At 51.6% G+C, this 20,132-nt stretch carries 17 protein-coding genes; 12 read left to right on the top strand and 5 right to left on the bottom strand.

Annotated features, from left to right (window positions below; all coding sequences use genetic code 11):
* The first annotated feature begins 99 nt into the window (after positions 1–99).
* Positions 100–1,875, top strand: a complete 1,776-nt coding sequence (locus PJDR2_RS01515) for a sensor histidine kinase (protein WP_012772271.1) — start codon at positions 100–102, stop codon at positions 1,873–1,875.
* Positions 1,872–3,377, top strand: a complete 1,506-nt coding sequence (locus PJDR2_RS01510; RefSeq protein ID WP_012772270.1) for a response regulator transcription factor — start codon at positions 1,872–1,874, stop codon at positions 3,375–3,377. The genes PJDR2_RS01515 and PJDR2_RS01510 overlap by 4 nt, the downstream gene beginning before the upstream one ends.
* A gap of 731 nt (positions 3,378–4,108) precedes the next feature.
* Here the strand turns inward: PJDR2_RS01510 and PJDR2_RS01505 are convergent.
* On the bottom strand, positions 4,109–4,984 hold the full coding sequence (locus PJDR2_RS01505; protein ID WP_012772268.1) for a hypothetical protein: 876 nt from the start codon (positions 4,982–4,984) through the stop codon (positions 4,109–4,111).
* Between the two features lie 417 nt (positions 4,985–5,401).
* Here PJDR2_RS01505 and PJDR2_RS01500 point away from each other — a divergent pair, with 417 nt between their 5' ends.
* The 7 genes from PJDR2_RS01500 to PJDR2_RS01470 all read left to right on the top strand — a co-directional run bounded on the left by PJDR2_RS01500 (position 5,402) and on the right by PJDR2_RS01470 (position 13,362).
* Complete coding sequence (locus PJDR2_RS01500) at positions 5,402–7,018, top strand: ABC transporter substrate-binding protein (RefSeq protein WP_012772267.1); 1,617 nt, start codon at positions 5,402–5,404, stop codon at positions 7,016–7,018.
* A gap of 80 nt (positions 7,019–7,098) precedes the next feature.
* Positions 7,099–8,049: an ABC transporter permease gene (locus PJDR2_RS01495; protein WP_012772266.1), complete on the top strand. Its 951-nt coding sequence runs from the start codon at positions 7,099–7,101 to the stop codon at positions 8,047–8,049.
* A 4-nt stretch (positions 8,050–8,053) separates the two neighbouring features.
* A complete protein-coding gene (locus tag PJDR2_RS01490) occupies positions 8,054–8,899 on the top strand; it encodes an ABC transporter permease (RefSeq protein WP_012772265.1) in 846 nt (281 codons plus the stop codon).
* A gap of 57 nt (positions 8,900–8,956) precedes the next feature.
* On the top strand, positions 8,957–9,988 hold the full coding sequence (locus PJDR2_RS01485) for an ABC transporter ATP-binding protein (RefSeq protein ID WP_012772264.1): 1,032 nt from the start codon (positions 8,957–8,959) through the stop codon (positions 9,986–9,988).
* Positions 9,975–10,880 (top strand): ABC transporter ATP-binding protein, encoded by a 906-nt coding sequence (locus PJDR2_RS01480; protein WP_012772263.1) that lies wholly within the window; start codon positions 9,975–9,977, stop codon positions 10,878–10,880. The genes PJDR2_RS01485 and PJDR2_RS01480 overlap by 14 nt, the downstream gene beginning before the upstream one ends.
* A 39-nt stretch (positions 10,881–10,919) precedes the next feature.
* Entirely contained in the window at positions 10,920–11,354 is a 435-nt protein-coding gene (locus tag PJDR2_RS01475) for a hypothetical protein (protein WP_012772262.1), read from the top strand.
* A 1,768-nt stretch (positions 11,355–13,122) separates the two neighbouring features.
* On the top strand, positions 13,123–13,362 hold the full coding sequence (locus PJDR2_RS01470; protein ID WP_012772261.1) for a DUF6953 family protein: 240 nt from the start codon (positions 13,123–13,125) through the stop codon (positions 13,360–13,362).
* A gap of 80 nt (positions 13,363–13,442) precedes the next feature.
* On the opposite strand, the gene PJDR2_RS01465 is transcribed toward PJDR2_RS01470, so the two are convergent.
* Complete coding sequence (locus tag PJDR2_RS01465; RefSeq protein WP_012772260.1) at positions 13,443–14,840, bottom strand: MATE family efflux transporter; 1,398 nt, start codon at positions 14,838–14,840, stop codon at positions 13,443–13,445.
* A gap of 116 nt (positions 14,841–14,956) precedes the next feature.
* On the bottom strand, positions 14,957–15,415 hold the full coding sequence (locus tag PJDR2_RS01460) for an HPP family protein (RefSeq protein WP_012772259.1): 459 nt from the start codon (positions 15,413–15,415) through the stop codon (positions 14,957–14,959).
* 191 nt (positions 15,416–15,606) lie between these two features.
* Between PJDR2_RS01460 and PJDR2_RS01455 the strand changes: the two genes are divergently transcribed.
* Entirely contained in the window at positions 15,607–16,071 is a 465-nt protein-coding gene (locus tag PJDR2_RS01455; RefSeq protein ID WP_012772258.1) for a DUF4395 domain-containing protein, read from the top strand.
* A 42-nt stretch (positions 16,072–16,113) separates the two neighbouring features.
* On the opposite strand, the gene PJDR2_RS01450 is transcribed toward PJDR2_RS01455, so the two are convergent.
* Together PJDR2_RS01450 and PJDR2_RS01445 are read right to left on the bottom strand one after the other, a co-directional pair.
* Positions 16,114–16,767, bottom strand: coding sequence for a FusB/FusC family EF-G-binding protein (locus tag PJDR2_RS01450; protein WP_012772257.1), 654 nt, complete (start codon positions 16,765–16,767; stop codon positions 16,114–16,116).
* 239 nt (positions 16,768–17,006) lie between these two features.
* The gene (locus PJDR2_RS01445) at positions 17,007–17,867 is read right to left on the bottom strand and encodes a patatin-like phospholipase family protein (RefSeq protein WP_012772256.1); all 861 of its coding nucleotides are present in this window, start codon (positions 17,865–17,867) and stop codon (positions 17,007–17,009) included.
* A 281-nt stretch (positions 17,868–18,148) separates the two neighbouring features.
* Here PJDR2_RS01445 and PJDR2_RS01440 point away from each other — a divergent pair, with 281 nt between their 5' ends.
* Positions 18,149–19,069: an aldo/keto reductase gene (locus PJDR2_RS01440; RefSeq protein ID WP_012772255.1), complete on the top strand. Its 921-nt coding sequence runs from the start codon at positions 18,149–18,151 to the stop codon at positions 19,067–19,069.
* Positions 19,070–19,205: 136 nt separating this feature from the next.
* Positions 19,206–20,111 (top strand): AraC family transcriptional regulator, encoded by a 906-nt coding sequence (locus PJDR2_RS01435; protein WP_012772254.1) that lies wholly within the window; start codon positions 19,206–19,208, stop codon positions 20,109–20,111.
* The last annotated feature ends 21 nt before the right edge of the window (positions 20,112–20,132 follow it).

Here is a 20,132-nt window from a genome sequence, read left to right as displayed (position 1 = left end):
GACCTGTTACCAGTGTATCCGTTTGCAAAGGGTACTTCTTTAATTTTAATTGGAGGAACTTTAGCTAAAATTAGATCTTGTAAGGAGGCTGGCTTTGTTATGCCGTTTCATACCCGAAGTCTTGTCGTCAAGCTGATTCTCAGCCTGTCGCTGATCGTCATTCTAACTTCCTCTATAACCGGAATCATCGTGTACCGGTCCAATCAGAACATGTTCCGCGAGGAAATCCGCAGCCAGTTCCTGCAAAACAACAAGCAGGCGCTTCAGCGGATCAACCAGAATATCCATGAGGTTGAACGGATCTCGCAGTCTATCGTCTTCCACCCTACCGTCGTGAAGATCTTGACGAACTCCTTAAATAACGAAGATAAAGTCGAGCAGCTGCAGCTCATGTACGACATGGTCTCGCAGGCGAAGCTTGATGCGCCCCATATTCGCGCGATGTTCATCTACAATCTGCGCGGCGACAGCTACTACAATGCGAATTACGGCGCCGTCTCCATGCTGGAGAAGCCTACCCGCAGCATTATTAATCAGGAGCTGGAAGGCACCAACGGCGCCTTGACCTGGTTCCGGCTCAAGCTGGCCAGCTCGGCCGACCCAAGCGGCTACCGCTATATGATTATTGCCGCCCGCCAAATGAAGAGCACCTACCAGGAAACGTACGGTACGCTGGTACTGGTGCTGGACGAAGGCTTTTTCTCCGAGGTCATTGACGACATCGGACAAGATGACGGCATCGTCTATTTGCTTGACCGCAAGGATCGTCTGTTGTTCAGCCAGCGAAGCCAGGAGGTTAACGCCGACGAAGAGCAGGATTCACCGGAAGTCATTCCGCTGCAGCATGACCAGGAAGAACGGGCATCGATTGTTCAGTCTACCGGCCAAGGCAATTATCTGTTCGTGAAAAACACCTCCGATTCCGGCATCTTCAAGCTGATCAGCGGATTGGGACTAAGCGCTCTGGACAAGCGTAACGCCGATATTTTGAAAACCATTGCGCTATCCGGCCTGTTCAGCATCCTGCTGGCCGGCCTGCTCCTGACACTCACCAGCACCAGGCTGCTTCGGCCGCTCGGGAATCTCGTATCCGGGATGAGGCGGCTTCGGTCGGGCCAGATGAACGCCCGCGTCGAGGTTCGCTCCAAGGATGAGCTGGCTTTTCTAGGAGAGTCGTTTAACGATATGGCCGACAACATTCAGAAGCTGGTTGACGAGGTGCTGCTCAAGCAGCTGCGGGAGAAGGAAGCGGAGCTAAGGGCGATCCAGGCGCAGCTCAATCCGCATTTCTTGTACAATATATTGAACGAAATCTACTGGAAGCTGTATTTGCAGAACGCCAAGGATACGGCCGGCATCATCCAATCGCTCTCGAAAATCCTGCAATACTCCTTGAAGCCGATCGAGCAGCCAAGTACGCTGCGCGAGGAGCTGGAGCAGCTGCAGAGCTACATTAATATTCAGATGTCCCTCTTCCACCCCGACCTCGAGCTGGATATCCAAACGGACGAGCATCTGCTCTGCTTGGAAATGCAGCGACTGCTCCTCCAGCCGGCGGTCGAGAACGTCTTTGTCCATGCCTTTGCCGATAAGACAAAAGCGGACAAGAAGCTTCTGCGGATTCACGTTTATCAGGAGCAGGAGCATCTGAGAGTGGACGTAACGGATAACGGCAAAGGGATTAAGCCAGAGATGCTGCTTAAGTTAGCGGCGGGTGATCGCGATGTTCACGGCAATCATCTGGGCATTCATAACGTGGAACGAAGAATCCAACTCGTCTATGGCGCGCCATACGGGCTGCATTTCGACAGCAGGCCTGGTGACGGAACAACCGTCAGCTTTATTTTACCGATCAGCAAGGAGGACTCCGTATGAAGGGAACCGTCTTAATTGTAGAGGACCAGCCTAATTTCCGTGAGGGGCTGAAGTTTATGATCTCGCAGAGCAGGAATTGGACCGTCATCGGAGAAGCCGAGACCGGTGAGGAAGGCTGGCAGAAGGCGCTGGAGCTGAAGCCCGATCTCATTCTGATGGACATTCACATGCCCGTTATGAACGGGATTGAGCTCGCGGAGCGCATTCATTCGCATGGGATGGATACGTTGTTTATCATCATTACCGGCTTTCAGGATTTTCAATATGCGCAATCCGCCATCCGGTACGGAGCGATGGATTTCTTGCTCAAGCCCTGCTCGGATGAGGATATTTCAGGCATTCTAGGCAGCGCCTCCAAGAAGCTGCAGGCAAAACGCAAGGATCAACAGACGACGCGCGAGCATCTGCTCCGCTCGATTCTGCTCAAGTACCAGATGAATCAGGAGCTGACCTCGCATTTCCTCCGCATGTTCGAAGGTTGCCAGCTGTGGCTGGTGACGATTACGGATTATTTTCCGGAGGGTAAAAATTACGGTGCCGACGATCTATACGTGCTTCAATACGGCATCTACAACATCGTCCAGGAGCTGGCGCTAAGCGAGGAGGCGGATGCCAAGCTGCTTATTCTGAAGGAAGACCAGTTTATTCTGTCGGCATCCTCCGACTTGAAGACGGATTGCTGGCGAGAGCATGCGGAGCTTGCCGTACGCGAATATTTAGGCATTGCTATCGAAAGTATCCCGCTTGGCCCATGTATGGACGTCGATCAGCTGATGTCTGCCTATGCTTCCTATAATGAACAGCGCGTGTTAGCGCCAACGGTTCCGCAGACAGCGGACCGGTCAAGCAAGCATCAAGCCGTCGAAGCGGTGAAAAACGAGATCATGTCGCTCATTATCTCCGGGGACCTTCAAGCTCTGCATGACTACTTCGAGAAGGTTGGCGGGCAAGCCGGCTCCCTCCAGCTGACGGACGGCAAGTTTCTGGTGATCAATCACTCCCTTGCGCTGGATCAGATTTCCGAGGTGCTCGGACTGTTCAGCCATCAGGGCAAATCGGCCGAGTCGCTGCTGCAGACGATTGACCAGCTTCCGGGAAGCATGGAGCTGAAGAGCTGGTTCAAGGCAGCCTGCCAAGACTTCGAGACCCGGCTGGACCGCTGGAAGCAGCAGGCCAATCCGTATGTGAACAGCATTCAACAGGCGATTGATTATATCGAAGAGCATTATTTGGACAGCGATCTGTCGATCAAGCAGGTGGCGGAGAACATTCATTTGAACCCAAGCTATCTGAGCACTTTGTTCAAAAAAGAAACCGGCGAAACCTTCACCGGCTACGTCAACAAGCTTAAGCTGCAGAAAGCGCAGGTGCTGCTGCGCAACACGGACATGAAGATCTCGGAGATCTGCCAGACCGTCGGGTTCGAAGACTCGACCTATTTCTCGAGCGTGTTCAAAAAGCACTTCCAGATCTCGCCGAGCGAGTTCCGGCAGAATCATTAATGGCGTCAAACAGATAGCGACCAAGGAGACTTGTACTCCGTGGCCGCTATTTTTCTATACACGCTCACTCACGCTTTTCGCGCCCCCTCCACTACCTTCACGTTTTCCTCGCACAAGATCCCATGTGCATGCACTCCCCTAGCGTCCTTCCCTCTTACACGCTTCTCGGTACGTTGGATTTTGTACAGCGTAAATGCTAAGAGAGGCTCCAGCTCAGCGCCTACGTTAGATTGGATACAGTAAAAACCTGTGTATCGCGCTTTTCCGCATAAAACAGGCCGGTTACGTTGGCGGAGATCCAAGGTAGGGTCAAGCATTCTACTATTTTTGAGCTTTTTTATTGGTTAGAATCCAGCATAGCCTGCTCTCCCAGTCCAAACCTGCAAATGTTAGGGTTCATCCCTCTGCTAAGTTGCACAATATGCAGCATATTGACAGCCACCAGCCCAGTAGCCAGTATTATGCTGCACGGAATACAGCATATCCCACTCAGAACAGACCAAATGGACCAAATGAGCGAAATATACTGCACTCCGTGCAATGTAGTTTAACCGCAACCGCCAATTAAGCCCTATATCCTGCATTTCGTGCAATGAAGCTCGTGTTCCTGGCTATCATGCCATGGCATCGCAACATCGAACCAGCCAACCGCCCTTCTCCTTCCTCAACAGAGAAAAAAACAGCCCCCGAAGAGCGCTAAGCTCCCCGGAGGCTGTTCATCTTCTATTACCCTATTGCGCTGCTATTGAACCCATCGAAGTAAAGGCGAGCGGTCCAAAGCCTTCGGTTGGCTCCCCTACCGGTTGATTGACTTTGAACAGGAAGCTAGTACCGTCCACCGTCTTCACGATAACTTCCTTCGTCAGCTTATTGCTTGCCGCTTTGAGCATCAAATCAACGTCGCCAATCATCGATTTCGAATCCTTCTGATCGATCGATTGCACATCGCCTACGGATTTGAGCTCTTTCTCCGCATCCGCCTTCACATCGTCCAGCTTGAACCCTTCCGGCAGCTTGCTGATCTCAATGTAATAATCGTTGTCTACATTCATGATCAGCTTATTAGCCGCCGCATCGAATTTAAATTGCTCGAAGATGTAGAGCGCGTAACCGTCGCCTTTGGCAAGCGTACCGGTACGGGTCTCCTCATTGCCCTCCAGCTGGAACTTAAAGTCCTTTGTTGCAGGAAGCTCGTTGACGGCTGGCGTATCTCCGGCTGCTTTCTCAATCTTGGTGATCGTGAGCAGCTTAGCCGTTGCATCGCCCTCGATAGCCGCTTCCGTGTACTCGAAGCTTACGTTATCGCCTTCTTTAAGAGCAGCCACCGCACTGTCCGTTCCTTCTCCCAGCTGATAGGCAGCCGCTTCGCCATCCACTGTGATCTCAACCGTATGTGAGTCGGCCAAGCCGACAAATACACCTTTTCCTTGTTTTGCTTCCGCACTAGGCGATTCCGACGGAGTTGGCGACGCCGATACCGTAGGACTTGGCGACGAATTCACATTCGAATTTGAGTTATTGTTGTTGCAGGCCGATAATAGGCACGCCGCCAGCACCGTACTGCTCAGCAGGATCGTCCATTTCGTCGTGATATTTTTGTTCTTCATACTTATACCTCCTAAAAGGAATTGCTCTTTGTTGAGTGGCTGGTTCCGTCACTTGCAGTAGTTCTAACTTCGTAAGCTTTACTCGTTATTACAAACGTTTCCGCTGCTGTAAAGGTTACATTAATTTATGAATAACATCACCCAACATTAGGGAAACCTTGTCATATCCAGGCATAACAGGGGCTTCCTTGCATCGACAGTTCTATCTTTTTGGAGCATAATGAGAGAAATATAATAAATCCTTTACCGAAGCTTATTTCACGGTGAGCGACCGCGCTTAAAGCAAGGATTTATTGCCAAACAAAATTTTTGATTTTGAAAATTTCAGTTGTGGAAATTTAAAGATTGTAATTCCGAGTAATCCGATGTATTATACAATACATTAGAACACCACAGAAAAAACTGGAGGATGGAATCATGCGCAAAAGCATTCCCGCTTTACTTACCCTCATTATTCTAGCAGTAATGATTAGTGCTTGCAGCGGCAACAACAATGGTGGCAACACTGCAGGCAACAATTCCGAAGCATCGCCTTCGAACACGGCGGCAGCCGATCAAGCGAAGGACGGCGGCAACCTGATCCTGGGTGTACAAGCCGACCCCGTTGTTCTTAACCCAATCTATGCAGGCGACCGTGTCAGCCTGACAATCGACCAAGCTCTCTACGCTCCACTGTTCCAAGTGAACAACGGCAAGAAAACCTTCTACCTGGCTGACAGCCTTGAGCCTTCGGCTGACAACCTGACTTATACACTGAAGCTGAAAAGCGGCCTGACTTGGCATGACGGTCAACCACTGACAGCTGACGACGTTGTCTTCACGTTCGATACGATTCTCGACGAGAAGCAAAACAGCTTCTTCCGCGAGAACCTGATCCTGGGCGGCAAGCCGATCAAAGCGGTTAAGGTTGACGACACTACGGTTGAATTCCAACTGCCGCAAGTAAACCCGGCGTTCGAAGCAACTCTCGTGCAATTGACTCCTATTCCTAAGCATATTTTCGAAGGCGAAGCGAATATCGAGAAAAGCACAAAAAATAACACGCCTGTTGGTTCCGGCGCATTCAAGTTCAAAGAGTACAAAACAGGCGAGTACGTAACGCTTGAGCGTTTCGATAACTACTTCGGCGGCAAGCCGCATCTGGATTCGATCACTTACCGTATCGCGAAGGATGCCAATGCAGCTAACCTGGCTCTGCAAAACGGCGAAATCAACGTGAAATACCTGGATCCGCAAGACGTATCCACAATCGAAAGCACGGGCAATTTCGATATTCAAGCTTACTCCGAAGGCCGTCTGGCTTACCTGCTCTTTAATGAAGACAGCGACACTGGCGCCCTGAAGAAAAAAGAAGTTCGCCAAGCGATCTCTTACGCTCTGAGCCGCGATGAGCTGATCCAGACGGTATATGGTTCGAGCGAATATGCAGATCCTGCCAAATCGTTCGTAACACCGGATGGCCTGTTCCAAACGAATGACGTCACTTCCTATGACAACGATGTAAATAAAGCAAAAGAATTGCTGGCTTCCGCCGGCGAAAGCAACCTGAAGCTCCGCTTCATCGTATCGAGCGGCAATAAAGCGCAAGAAGCTGCTGCCCTGTACATTCAGCAAAAGCTGAAAGCCGTTGGCATCACGGTTGAACTGCAAAGCATGGACGCTTCCGCGTACGGTCAGAAGTTTGTTGACCTGAAATCGAAAGACTACGAGCTGTCCTATGCAGGCTATATCATGGGCTATGACCCGGACGCTTACCGTATCCTTTACACAACGGGTTCGAACTCCAACTACGCTCGCTACTCCAATCCTGAAGTAGACAAGCTGTTCGAGCAAGGCGCTGGCGAAGCTGACGCAACAAAACGCGGCGAGGCTTACCAACAGCTGCAAAAAACAATCGCGGATGACGCGCCTATCTACCCTGTCGGTTATACAAAAACAATCGTTGCGATCGACAAACGTTTCGGCGGCCTGAATGAAGCTGTTCTGAAACCGGTCGTAATCTTCGAAGATCCGTCCAAGTTGTACATGAAGTAAGAATTAAATATGGATATAGGCAAAAAATAGCTGGGACTTCCCAGTTATTTTTTGCCGTAAACAGCATAGGAGACAATCGCATGAGACAACTCATCGCTAGACGCTTACTGCAGACGATTCCGCTCTTGCTCTTCGTCTCGATCGCCTGCTTTGCCTTAATCAAGCTGGCTCCTGGAGACCCTGTTCTATCCTTCGTGACGCCAAACATGCATCCCGAGGATATTGAACGTATCCGTCATAATCTCGGGCTGGACAAGCCTGCATATATTCAATATTTACTGTGGATCAAGGAGCTGTTCCAAGGCAATCTTGGTTACTCGCTCGTGAATCACCAGCCGGTGATGGATCAAATCCTTGACCGTCTGCCTGCAACCGCGGGACTGATGGCTAGCGCCATCGCGCTGTCCGTCCTGATTGCCATTCCGCTTGGCCTTACTGCCGGAGCGAATCGTAACCGCTGGCAGGACAAGATCATTAATCTGATCTCTTACGTCGGCATTTCGGTCCCCCTGTTCTACCTGGCTATTTTACTTATCTACTTATTTGCGATTGAACTGCACTGGCTTCCGATTATGGGCATGCGGACGATTGGCGTCCATTCCGCGTGGGACGTCGTTAAGCACGGTATTCTGCCATGCGCCGTTCTGGCATTTGGTTTCCTGTCCGTCTATGTGCGTTACATCCGTTCCAGCACGATCGGTCAGCTTAAGGAAGATTATGTTCAGATTCAATACGCCTTTGGCGCATCGCGCCGGCAAGTGCTGTTCCGCCACGTCATGAAGCATGTTCTGCTGCCGGTTATTACGCTGCTCGGCATGTCCATGGCGGATCTGGTTACCGGCGCGATCGTAACGGAAACCGTCTTTTCCTGGCCGGGCATCGGCTCGCTTGGCATGACGGCCGTCAAAGGGATGGATTATCCCGTTATTATGGGCATTACGCTGTTCTCCGCCTTGTTCCTGATCCTTGGCAACTTGCTTGCGGATATTTTATACGGATTCGCCGATCCGAGAATCAAATCAACGAGGTGAGCTCATGAATCGGACCAAATGGCGAAATGCGGGCCTCGAGCTCGTTCGAAGCAAAATGGGGATCGTCGCAATCGCGATTCTCGTTATTTTCATACTGGGAGCGATCTTTGCTTTTCTCTCCCCCAAAGATCCCAACGCACTGGATGCCTTGCAGCGACTGAAGTCGCCTAGCTCCGCGCATTGGTTCGGAACCGACGACTACGGCCGCGATTACTTCGCCCGCGCCTTGTACGGCGGACGCGTCTCCCTGATGGTCGGCTTCTCCGCCATGGTTCTGGCAACCACGATCGGCACGATCGTTGGGGTTGTCAGCGGCTACTTCGGCGGCTGGATCGATAACCTGCTGATGCGTTTGCTGGAAGTCATTTTGTCGATTCCGACCTTCCTGCTCATGCTTTTGCTAAGCGTCTTCCTGAAGCCGAACCTGACCAGTATCGTCTTTATTATCGGACTTCTGATGTGGATGAACATGTCCCGTATCATACGGGCCGAAACAATGACGCTTCTGGAGCGCGAGTACGTGCTGTATGCGAAAGCCTCCGGTCAGAATCACTTGGGCATTATTATCCGTCATATTTTCCCGAGCCTTGTTCCGGTCATTATCGTTGCCGCAACGAACAACGTGGCTTCCGCGATTATGATGGAATCAACCCTCAGCTTCCTCGGATTCGGGGTGCAGGCTCCAAACGCGACGTGGGGAAGCATGCTTAACAATGCGCAGGGCTATATCGCGCAAGCGCCTTACCTTGCGTTGTTCCCGGGTTTATTCATTCTGCTGACGGTGCTCAGCTTTAATATTCTAGGCGATATATTGCGCGTTGGCTTCGAACCGAAGCTTGGCAAGCGGTAATCGAAGGGATCCCCTTCCTACCCTGGCCCGCGCCCTTCCGAAAGGAGTGAACGTTAGATGGCAGACAGGCTGCTAACCGTCAATAACCTACAAGTATCATTCCATACCCGCAGCGGAGAAAATAAAGCGGTTCGCGGCGTCAGCCTTCATATCGATCAAGGCGAGACGATCGGCATCGTTGGCGAATCCGGCAGCGGCAAGAGCGTCACCGCCAAAGCGATTATGGCGATGATTCCGCCTCCGGGCGAGATTATAAGCGGCGACATAACCTTTGCCGGCGAGAAGTTGAACGACCTGCCAGAACGCAAATGGCGCCAGATTCGGGGCAACCGGATCGCGATGGTATTCCAGGATCCCATGACCTCGCTTAATCCGGTTAAGAAAATTGGCGATCAGATGACGGAGGTTATCCGCAGGCATCGCGGTCTAAGCAAGGAAGCCGCGCTGAAAGAAGCCATTGAAATGCTCCGTCAGGTCGGTATTAACGAACCTGAGCGCCGCGTCCAGCAATATCCGCATGAATTCAGCGGCGGCATGCGTCAGCGCGTTATGATCGCAATGGCGTTATCCTGTCAGCCGGAGCTCCTGATCGCCGATGAACCAACAACGGCTCTCGACGTAACTATTCAGGCACAGATTCTCGATCTGCTGAAGGAATTGAAAGCTAAGACCAGCGCTTCTATCGCGTTAATTACCCACGACCTTGGCGTAGTCGCCCAGGTATGCAGCCGCGTTATCGTGATGTACGGCGGCATGGTCATGGAAGAAGGAACGGTTGAAGATATTTTCTATAACTCCAAGCATCCGTACACGCAGGGTCTGTTGCGTTCGGTACCGCAGCGGCAAGGCGGCTCGCGCGAACGTCTGGTGCCGATTGAAGGCTCCCCGCCGGATCTGCTCGACCCGCCGCCGGGCTGTCCGTTTATGGAACGCTGTCCGCATGCGATGCCGAAATGCGCGGAGCTTCCGCCTCATTTTCAGATCGGCGAAGGCCATCGTGCCCTCTGCTGGCTGAACGATGCCGAGATTCAGGCTGAATTAGCGCGCCATCCGGAAATCGAAGGGAGCGCTGCCCGTGTCAGAGGATAAAAAAGTGCTGGTGGATGTCCAACAGCTGAAAAAGCATTTTGTGAAGAGCCGCGACGCCTGGGGCCGCACATCGGAAGTACTGAAGGCCGTTGACGGCGTAAGCTTCCGGATCAATAAAGGCGAGACGTTTGGCCTTGTTGGCGAATCCGGCAGCGGTAAATCCACCGTTGGCCGCTCTATACTGCGGTTGTACGATTACACGGATGGGACGGTCAAGTTCGACGGCCAGGATATCTCGAAGCTTGGCGAGAAAGCGCTGAAGCCTTTCCGACGGCGCATTCAATCCATTTTCCAGGATCCCTACTCGTCTCTTAATCCCGGCATGAGCGTGCTGGATTTGATCGGCGAACCGATGAACATCCACGGTCTGTACAAGAATGTAGAGGAACGAAAAGAAGTTATCGCTTCGCTGCTCGAGAGGGTAGGTCTGAAGCGCGAGCATTTATACCGGTATCCGCATGAATTCAGCGGCGGCCAGCGCCAGAGGATCTCCATTGCGCGCGCGTTGTCGGTACGCCCGGATTTCGTGGTCTGCGACGAGCCGATCTCGGCGCTCGACGTGTCCGTGCAAGCACAGGTTGTTAACATGCTTGAAGATTTACAGGCTGAATTCGGTCTGACCTATTTGTTTATTGCTCATGACCTATCCATGGTACGGCATATTTCCGACCGGATTGGCGTGATGTATCACGGACGGCTCGTAGAGATTGCGGACAGCGATGAGTTGTACGAAAATCCTCTTCACCCGTATACGAAGGCGCTGCTGTCCGCGATTCCGATACCGGATCCGCGCGCTGTCGTTGAACGGGTGATCTATACGCCGGATGCTGCCACTGAAGAAGCTGCGGTGCTGCGTGAAGTACGTCCGGGGCATTGGGTCGCTTTACCGTAAGATAATTAATAGAGCTAAGTTAAGGGAGGCTGAAACCAAATGACGAATATCGTAAAGCTGTCGCAATGGGATGCATTGCTTGTGGAGTCTCTTCGCAAGGGACATGGCTGGTCGGATGACGAGATTATTGCCAAAGTAAAGGCGGGAGCCGATCTCCCGACGGATGATAGCATCTTCCAATTCAACTATGGCGATCTCGCGGCTTTTGCCGAGAAAGAGCCGGAGACGTTTGAAGCGGCTGTCCGCAGCGGCTACCAGATCAAGTACAATACCGTACGCGGCCTCCGCAGCTGGATTTGGGTCGCCTTCGGCGATGAGCCTCAGCTCGAACTTGAAGCCGGGCAAGAAGCCGTAACCGCACAGCTTACGCCAGAACAGCTGGAGCGCGTAAAGACGGCGTTGTCCTTCGGCTGGTCCATCCAGCCGGTTGATGGTGTGCCTGGCTCGTACCGGATCGAACCGATCCAGCGATAAGATTAAGGGGATTAAACTTTAAGCCGCATTCTCACTCGAGAAGGCGGCTTTTCTTATGCCGATTCTTCCAATACTCGCAGCCCGCGTATTGCATATACACCTAACTTTGCCCACCTCTATTCCATCCGCCAACCTCCAACCTTGACGCCTTCCATTCACCCGCCGGTTATCCGCGGTTAACTTGGAGTAGCTTAATTGCAAATAACTTATGAGGTTGCCTCACTGATTAATGAGGCATTTCGTGCTAAAACATGCCTCGGGCGGGCATTTTCGCGCAACAGTGAGGGTAGCTTCATAGTTAGTGAGGAGCAACGTATGCATTAGGTGGAGATGTTCACTATTTCGGACTTGGAGCTGCTTCGAGCACCGCTTTACGGCGGGATGCCTCACTGTTAGTGAGCTTTTCCGCGTTCATAACGTGCTTCAGGCGACATTTTTGATCAGTAGTGAGGCTAGTCTCATTGTTAGTGAGGAGCAACGTGCGCATTAGGCGGAGATACTCACTATTTCGTGCTTGAAACTGCTTCGAGCACCGCTTTACGGCGGGATGCCTCACTGTTAGTGAGCTTTTCCGCGTTCATAACATACTTTAGGCGACATTTTTGATCAACAATGAGGCTAGTCTCATTGTTAGTGAGGAGCAACGTGCGTATTAGGCAGAAATACTCACTATTTCGTGCTTGAAGCTGCTTCGAACACCGCTTTACGGCGGGATGCCTCACTGTTAGTGAGCTTTTCCGCGCTCATACATGCCTCGGACGAGCATTTCCACATAATAGTGAGGCATTCCGCGCTGATACGTACATCGAACGAACATTTATGCGCAATAGTGAGGCGAGCTTCATTGTTAGTGAGGAGCAACGTGCGCATTAGGTGGAGATACTCACTATTTCGCACTTGGAGCTGCTTCGAGCACCGCTTTACGGCGGGATGCCTCACTGTTAGTGAGCTTTTCCGCGCCATACATGCCTAGGACGAGCATTTCCACATAATAGTGAAGATACTGACTAAATTAGTAAGGCATTTCGCGCTCAAACGCGACTCCGGCCGGGCATTACTGCATAACAGTGAAGATGCCTCACTTATTAGTGAGGCATTTCGTGCTCAAATGTGCCTCAGGCGGGCATTTTCGCGCAACAGTGAGGGTAGCTTCATTGTTAGTGAGGAGCAACGTGCGCATTAGGCGGAGATACTCACTATTTCGTGCTTGGAGCTGCTTCGAGCGCCGCTTTACGGCGGGATGCCTCACTGTTAGTGAGCTTTTCCGCGCCATACATGCCTCGGACGAGCATTTCCGCACAATAGTGAAGATACTGACTAAATTAGTGAGGCATTTCGCGCTCAAACGCGCCTCCGGCCGGGCATTACTGCATAACAGTGAAGATGCCTCACTAATTAGTGAGGCGTTTCGCGCTCAAATGTGCCTCAGGCGGGCATTTTCGCGCAATAGTGAGGCTAGCTTCATAGTTAGTGAGGAGCAACGTGCGCATTAGGCAGAGATACTCACTATTTCGCACTTGGAGCTGCTTCGAACATCGCTTTACGGCGGGATGCCTCACTGTTAGTGAGCTTTTCCGCGCTCATACATACTTCGAGCGATCATTCATGCTGAGCAGTGAGGCTAGACTCACTGTTCAGCATGAATGATCGCCAACAAGGTGGGTAATCAGAGTGGCGAGCTGACGCCCGGAGAATCCGGCATTTGAACAAGGCATTCCGTCACTATGATATAATAACTCCAATCAGGTATTGGAGGTCGCATAAGAACGTGGAAACAACAACCGAGCAGCACATCGCGGAGTGGATGGTTAATGAGATTAAATTTAGAGGGATGCTGCGCCAGGAAGAAGCGATCGAACATGTTAAGCAGCAATTTGGCGAGCAGTATATCTTCGTGAACGAGAACGGGAATGTCTCCTTGGAAAAGGAAGTGAAGAAGGCATTCCGCAAGCTGCATAAAGGACGGGTCGCTTGGGACCGGGACGGCTTCTTCTGGGCGTGGACTTAAGCGGAGCCTCACCCCCCGCCCAACGTCAGCACCGTAACAAAAAAGCCTCCAGCATAAGCTGGAGGCTTTATCTATTTAAGCTAGTCAATCAACCGGTGCCGGTACCACTTCTTGCCGCGGAAGCGCCAGAGGAAGATAGCTCCCCTTACGCCCCACTCGAGGTTCATCGCAAGCCAGACTCCGATAATGCCGAAGTCGAATACGATCGCGAGCAGATAACCAAGCACAATACGGAACAGCCACATCGACAGCAGCGATACGACCGACGTAAACTTCGAGTCGCCCGCCGCCCGGAGGGCCGACGGCATGATAAAGCTGATGGACCAGAACACAACCTGCATAAGTGCATTAATAATCGTAATGATGAGGATATCGTCCACAATCTCAGCCGGAGGATGGAACAGCCCAACCAGCGGATAAAAGAGCGGCAGCATTAGACAAGCCATCACGAACAGGCAAGCCGTGGACAACCACAGGAAGGATCGTGTGAACTTCCGGGCATCCTCGATATTTCGCTGCCCCATGCATTGGCCAATAACCGTAATCGCGGTAATAGCCAGCGCATTGGACGGAATCTGCAGCACGTTGGCGAGCGAGCCGCTAATCGCGTTGGTTGCGATAGCAAAGGTACCCAGACCAACGACAAACGTTTGGGTAACGATTTTGCCGCCGTTAAAGAACATCTGCTCTGCCGCAAACGGCAGTCCAACGAACAGGATTTTCCGAAGCATCGAAAAATTGACCGACAGCATATCCCGAAGGCGAAGTCTCAGGCTCGTATCAATCTTTACGAGGTAGACAATGGCCAGAATAGCTGCCGCATACCGCGAAATATTGACGGAGATGGCCAGCCCCAGCACGCCCATATTCATCAGGTTAATAAAGACGATGTTGAGCAGCACGTACGTCAGGTTCATGACAAGCGACAGCATCAGCGATGCCCGGCTTCTTCCGATACCGCGAAGCGCCCCGCATACCGCCTCCATCATCGCGATGCCGACGTAAGACAAGCCGCTGCCGATCAGATACGTCCGCCCCTCCTGGAATACCTCCGGCGAAGCCGCTCCAAACAGCAGATTGAGCATCTGGCTATGGAACACCACAACAATCAGGCTGATTGCAAAAGCGACAAGCGTAACCGACGAGACGGAGCTCGCCGCAGACTTCGATACCATCTGATGATTGCCGCTGCCTTTGTATTGCGCAACAACAACCGTTCCCCCGGTCGATACGGCGATAAAAACGCTGATCAGGAAGATGTTCAGCGAATCGACCATGTTGACGGCACTGACCGCGTCCACGCCAGACGAGCTGACCATTGCCGTATTCACCAGGTTGAGGCCAACGAGAAACGCCTGGTCAATCAAAATCGGAATAAACAAGGCAATAATTTGCCGGTAATCAATCGACACTCCCGTGAAGTGCTTTTCCAGGAAAGCCTCATGCTTCCCTCTCAGTCTGGGTCGTCCTATACCCATATCATCATCTCATTTTTCTTGTTGAATTGGTGAAGCCTAAACTACCTACTAAGCTACTACTATCGCCATGATTTGTCCATGACGGATTCCAAATGACCACAAAAAATCCACCTGCCTTAAGCGGCCGTGGATTCGGATTCGTATACCTGCGAACGTCTGCTCTCGATTTGCTGGACAACGTACAGCACAAGCATCAGACCAAGCAGCGCCGCGCAGACGGACACCGGGATAAACCAATGGTGGGCAGAGTGCGAGAAAAACGGAATTAGCGCTACGGCCACAATCGGCGGAGCATTCCACTTGAATTTATTAATTAGCCAGATTGTAATAACTACGTTAATAAACAGCGAAATCGGGCTTGGATAAATGTAGTACAGCACTGTTCCAATGGCAGAGGAGATAACTGCGCCAAAGGTGACTCTTCCCACTTCCGCTATCGTTGACGAGCGGGAGATAAAGAGAAAGCTAAATGCGCCAAGGGTCGGGAAGAACAGCGTATCCAGAAAGCTGAAATGCAGGGAAAGCCAGTAAATAAGCATTACGTAAAGGCATAGTGCGATTGTTTTCAAGTTCATGAGCTTCTTGTTAACCTCCAGTCACAAGCCGAGCAAAATTGCGCCTGCTTCATTGTAAAGAGTTTTGGAAAGAGCGTCAATCGCAAAATAATCCTAAATTATATTTATAAATCCCTACCCGAAAACTATGAATTATTATATACTGGGAACAGTCGTCACGTAAAACTATTTCGCGTGAATGGAGGATTTATATGTCTCGGCCTACCGTTAACCTCAGTTACGAATGTGTGGATGAAGTGCCCCTGCACCGCGTCCGCGGCAATCAGCTTGGCATTCTGTTAAGCGTGATCGCAACGGTTTTGACCCAGCAGTGGTGGATTCTGATTCTGCCGCTGGCCGTTCAGCTCGTCAGCCGTACGTACGGAGTCAAATATAACCTGTTTGTCCGCCTGTTCTCGCCCTTGCTCCCGGTGAGCCGGCGGACCGAAGCCCGCGAGCTGCTGCGCTTTAACAATCTGCTCGTGATTCTGTTTCTTGTCGTCACCCTTGCCGCCCATTATCTTGGGTTGACGGTTCTGTCTTACATCGCTCTTGGCATGCTGACTGCCGCCGTTGTGGCTGCCTTAAGCGGCTTCTGCCTCGGCTGCTTCATGTACTTCCAATACAAGCAGTTCCGGCTGCGCCGGGCCGCGAAAGCGAGAGCCGCATCCCAATAACAGTAAAAGCCCGCCGTCTCCGGCGGGCTTCTTTCTATTCGATTAAAGAACGATATCGGAAATAAACCGTTCCAACACCGTCACATCGGTAATATTGTTGTTGCATCTCTCGCTGTTCACGCACATGTAATTGCCGATGGCCTTGTAGTAATCCGGCGAAGCATTAGCCGGTCTCGACTTCGTAACGGCCGAGAACAATGCCACTTCCTCATGCCGGTTGCACAGAAAACATACGCTCTTCTTCTGCACGGGCGTAAATCTGCCTTCCACGCCTACAAGCCGGCCATTCAGATGATACGCGAGATACATTTTATTCGTTGCGATATCCGTCCAGCCCAGATAAGTCACATAACGCAGATCAATTGCCGCGAGATCGGGAACCTTCAGCTTTTTGGCCTTCGGGAACAGCTTCTTCAGCTGCTTCTCCTCGACGGTATCGAACGGCTTCACGTATTCCTCAAGCGACCTCAGGTAACCTTGAAACTCCTGCGGGGTATTTAACGTCGCAAAGCTTTCGAGCAGTTGCTGCTCGGCCTCCGTTGCCCCCGGGAATGCTTCCATCACTTTAAAAGGCGTGTTTGACCGTACGGATGCAATAACCTTAAGATCGGATACCGTGCTGCAGGCCTTCTGCAGCTCTCCTACTTGCTTCTTAATCAAATTCAGTTGATGGTTTCTAATAAATGGTGTACTCATTGCTTTGTCAGCCCCTTATTTTATTTGATCGACTTACTCTCAAATAAGGTGCAAAGCCCATTATTAGAAACGATAGCCGGGCGACCATCCTTCAAGTACGCCCCATGCAAAGTATCGCCCCTAATTCAGGCTCTGCATGAAGCTGATTCGTAATCCGGCAAATTGATTTGCCATTGTTACCGCCTCCCTTTACTACTCGATTATAAAATACATTCGGCTCCGCCCGCAATCCTTGCCGCTTAGCCTTCCATCCATTTCCGCAGCTGCGGCATCATCCGCTTCGCATCCTCGTAGCCCTGCTTGTACAAGGCATCAAGCTTCGCCGGATCCCGTTCCATTCTTCCCACCGTAAGCGTCTCTTGCGGACGAATCACAAATACCGCGCCGCTCTTCTCCTGCTCGGCGATGTAATCCAGCGTCCCGTTATACCGTTTATGCCTCCCCAGCATGAGCTCCACAAGCTTCGGATATTTCCGGTAGGCGCGCTGCACGATCCAGCTGAACTTGCCGGTCGATTTCCGGTAGTCCCCGTTCCTCGTCAGAATAAGCAGATTGCGCTTATAGCCGTCGCTTTCAGCCATCCTGAGCGGAATCGGATCGGAGATCCCGCCGTCCAGCAGCTTCCGCCCGCCGTATTCCGCAATCGGCGCGATAAAAGGAAGCGAGCTGGATGCCCGGAGCAGCTGCAGCAGGTCGAAGTCCGGTTCGCTTTTCCGGTAATAGACCGTCTCACCCGTCTCGCAGTCGGTTGTACCAATGACGAACTCCTCCGGGCTCCGCTCGAAAGCCGCGTAATCAAACGGCACATGCTTATTCGGAATCTCGTCGAAGATAAAGTCCATGCCGAAGAGCTGCCCCTTCTTCCAAAGGTTTTTCCAAGAGATATACCGCGGATCGCTTACCCATTCCACATTGACGGTCCGGTTGCGCCCAAGCTGCCTCGACAGATAACTCGCCCCCATGCAAGCCCCCGCCGACACTCCGATCATATAAGGGAAATACACGTTATGCTCCGAAAAATACTCCAGCACGCCGGCCGTATACACGCCCCGCATGCCGCCGCCTTCCAGTACCAGCCCGATATCGTGCATCGCACTCATGCCTTCTGCCCCCTGCCTGCCAGAGGCTTTGCCTCTATTCGTACTTTCATTGTAACGTAAACGCTAAAGAAACTTAACAAACTTTCCTAAGTCCATGCCTTGAAACAAGCCATCAACTATGTCACAATCGAGTAGGATACACGGGACAGTTGTCTCCGCACCGTAAGTCTGCAACCGATTACATAGTTGGCGGCATTCCAATCCGATTCCTGCAGCAAGAATCATCACAAATAGCGTGATTCACGTTTTGTGTAATCATCCATTTTAGGAGGGACTTATCAATGAGAACCATTAAACTCGGAAGCACTGCGCTTGAGGTACCGGTAGTTGCGGTTGGCTGTATGCGTATCAATTCCTTGGATAAAGCAGGGGCAGAGCGTTTTGTCCAAACGGCGCTGGAGCAAGGGGCGAACTTCTTCGACCATGCCGACATCTACGGTGCCGGCACATGCGAGGAAATCTTTGCGGAAGCGATTCATATGAACGACAGCGTTCGTGAAAATATTATTTTGCAGTCCAAATGCGGAATTAAGCCGGGCGTTATGTTCGACTTCTCGAAAGAGCATATCCTCGCTTCGACGGACGCGATCCTGAAGCGTCTCAAAACCGACTACCTCGACATCCTGCTCCTGCACCGTCCGGATGCGCTTGTTGAGCCGGATGAAGTAGCTGAAGCGTTCGACCGTCTGGAAAGCTCCGGCAAAGTACGCCACTTCGGCGTATCGAACCAAAACCCGATGCAAATCGAGCTGCTCAAAAAATCGGTGAAACAACCGATCGTGGCGAACCAGCTTCAACTCAGCATCACGAACGCAAACATGATCTCGAACGGCATTAACGTCAACATGGAGAACAGCTCCGCAATTAACCGCGACGGCAGCATCCTGGACTACTGCCGCCTGAACGACATTACGGTTCAGCCTTGGTCGCCATTCCAATACGGCTTCTTCGAAGGCGTATTCCTGGATAACGACAAGTTCCCTGAGCTGAACAAAGCCATCGACGCGATTGCCGGCAAGTATGACGTGAGCAATACAACGATTGCCATTGCATGGCTGCTCCGCCATCCTGCCAAAATGCAGCCGGTTATCGGCTCGATGAACATCGAGCGTCTGAAGGATTGCATAAAAGCAGCCGACATTACGCTTACCCGCGAAGAATGGTACGAAATCTACCGCGCGGCAGGCAATATTTTGCCATAAGAAGCACTCAAAATAGCAGCAGCCTCCGGTTCAACGCCGGGGGCTGTTTCTTTTCCTATAGCAAGAATCATCAAGAACACGGGTTTCCATTCGTATACAATGAGGTCACCCGGAGAACAAGGAGGCAAACATTCGAGTGAAGCAGGACTATCTGGCGCAGATTCAGCAGACGATTGATTACATTGAAGCCCATATAAGCGAGGAGCTGTCTTTATCGCGGCTGGCGCAGGTTGCGAAGCTCTCGGACTTTCATTTCCACCGGGTCTTTCAATCCATGGCAGGAGAGACCGTAATGGAATATGTGCGTAAACGGCGTCTGGCGATATCCGCTTACCAGGTGGCCAATTCGGATGCGAAGCTGATAGACATTGCTCTCGATACCGGGTTTCAGAATCATGAGACCTTCACCCGCGCCTTCAAGCGCATGTTCGAAATGACGCCGGCCGAGTACCGCAAGCGGGAGATCAAGCCTCCTGCCTACTCCAGGCTGAACGTGCTGCAGCGCAAGTACAATCCCTATTTAGGAGGAATACGCATGGAATACAAGATTATAACCAAACCTGCCTTCAAGGTAATCGGCTACGAGATCCGTACCCGGGCAAACGGAGACAATCATAAAGAGATCCCAGCCTTCTGGCAGGAGTATATTCAAAAAGAGCTGTACAAAAATATTCCGAACCGCGTGCACAAGGAGTCCCCGGTCGAGCTAGGCATCTGCTACAACTTCGATATGGGCTCAGACAGCTTCTCTTACCTGATCGGTATGGAAGCGGAAAGCTTTGACGGCGTAGAAGGCGAAGGTCTTGTATGCCGCGAGTTCGACGGGGCCGAATATGCCGTGTTCACTACTCCAAAGGTGCCGCGCGAGCAGTTCTCCTCCTCGATTCAAAATACTTGGATGACCGTCTTTGGCGAGTGGTTCCCTCATTCGGGCTACGAGCATGCCGGTACGCCGGAGTTCGAGCTGTACGACGAGCGCAGTAATCATGAGCTGTCGGAAATTCAGATGGACATCTATATCCCAATTAAGAAAAAGGCTTAATGCAGCGAAAAAAGCTATCCC

The organism is Paenibacillus sp. JDR-2, assembly GCF_000023585.1.
Taxonomy (GTDB): domain Bacteria; phylum Bacillota; class Bacilli; order Paenibacillales; family Paenibacillaceae; genus Pristimantibacillus.
The sequence above is the reverse complement of the archived record's forward strand: the minus strand, read 5'-3'. Positions and strand labels throughout refer to the sequence as shown.

Excerpts from the sequence above, each read along its gene's own strand:
- PJDR2_RS01440 (WP_012772255.1), top strand. The coding sequence starts at position 18,149 with ATGAGAACCATTAAACTCGGAAGCACTGCGCTTGAGGTACCGGTAGTT.
- PJDR2_RS01500 (WP_012772267.1), top strand. The coding sequence starts at position 5,402 with ATGCGCAAAAGCATTCCCGCTTTACTTACCCTCATTATTCTAGCAGTA.
- PJDR2_RS01450 (WP_012772257.1), bottom strand. The coding sequence starts at position 16,767 with ATGAGTACACCATTTATTAGAAACCATCAACTGAATTTGATTAAGAAG.
- PJDR2_RS01475 (WP_012772262.1), top strand. The coding sequence starts at position 10,920 with ATGACGAATATCGTAAAGCTGTCGCAATGGGATGCATTGCTTGTGGAG.
- PJDR2_RS01455 (WP_012772258.1), top strand. The coding sequence starts at position 15,607 with ATGTCTCGGCCTACCGTTAACCTCAGTTACGAATGTGTGGATGAAGTG.
- PJDR2_RS01510 (WP_012772270.1), top strand. The coding sequence starts at position 1,872 with ATGAAGGGAACCGTCTTAATTGTAGAGGACCAGCCTAATTTCCGTGAG.
- PJDR2_RS01495 (WP_012772266.1), top strand. The coding sequence starts at position 7,099 with ATGAGACAACTCATCGCTAGACGCTTACTGCAGACGATTCCGCTCTTG.
- PJDR2_RS01465 (WP_012772260.1), bottom strand. The coding sequence starts at position 14,840 with ATGGGTATAGGACGACCCAGACTGAGAGGGAAGCATGAGGCTTTCCTG.
- PJDR2_RS01445 (WP_012772256.1), bottom strand. The coding sequence starts at position 17,867 with ATGAGTGCGATGCACGATATCGGGCTGGTACTGGAAGGCGGCGGCATG.
- PJDR2_RS01515 (WP_012772271.1), top strand. The coding sequence starts at position 100 with ATGCCGTTTCATACCCGAAGTCTTGTCGTCAAGCTGATTCTCAGCCTG.
- PJDR2_RS01485 (WP_012772264.1), top strand. The coding sequence starts at position 8,957 with ATGGCAGACAGGCTGCTAACCGTCAATAACCTACAAGTATCATTCCAT.
- PJDR2_RS01460 (WP_012772259.1), bottom strand. The coding sequence starts at position 15,415 with ATGAACTTGAAAACAATCGCACTATGCCTTTACGTAATGCTTATTTAC.
- PJDR2_RS01490 (WP_012772265.1), top strand. The coding sequence starts at position 8,054 with ATGAATCGGACCAAATGGCGAAATGCGGGCCTCGAGCTCGTTCGAAGC.
- PJDR2_RS01505 (WP_012772268.1), bottom strand. The coding sequence starts at position 4,984 with ATGAAGAACAAAAATATCACGACGAAATGGACGATCCTGCTGAGCAGT.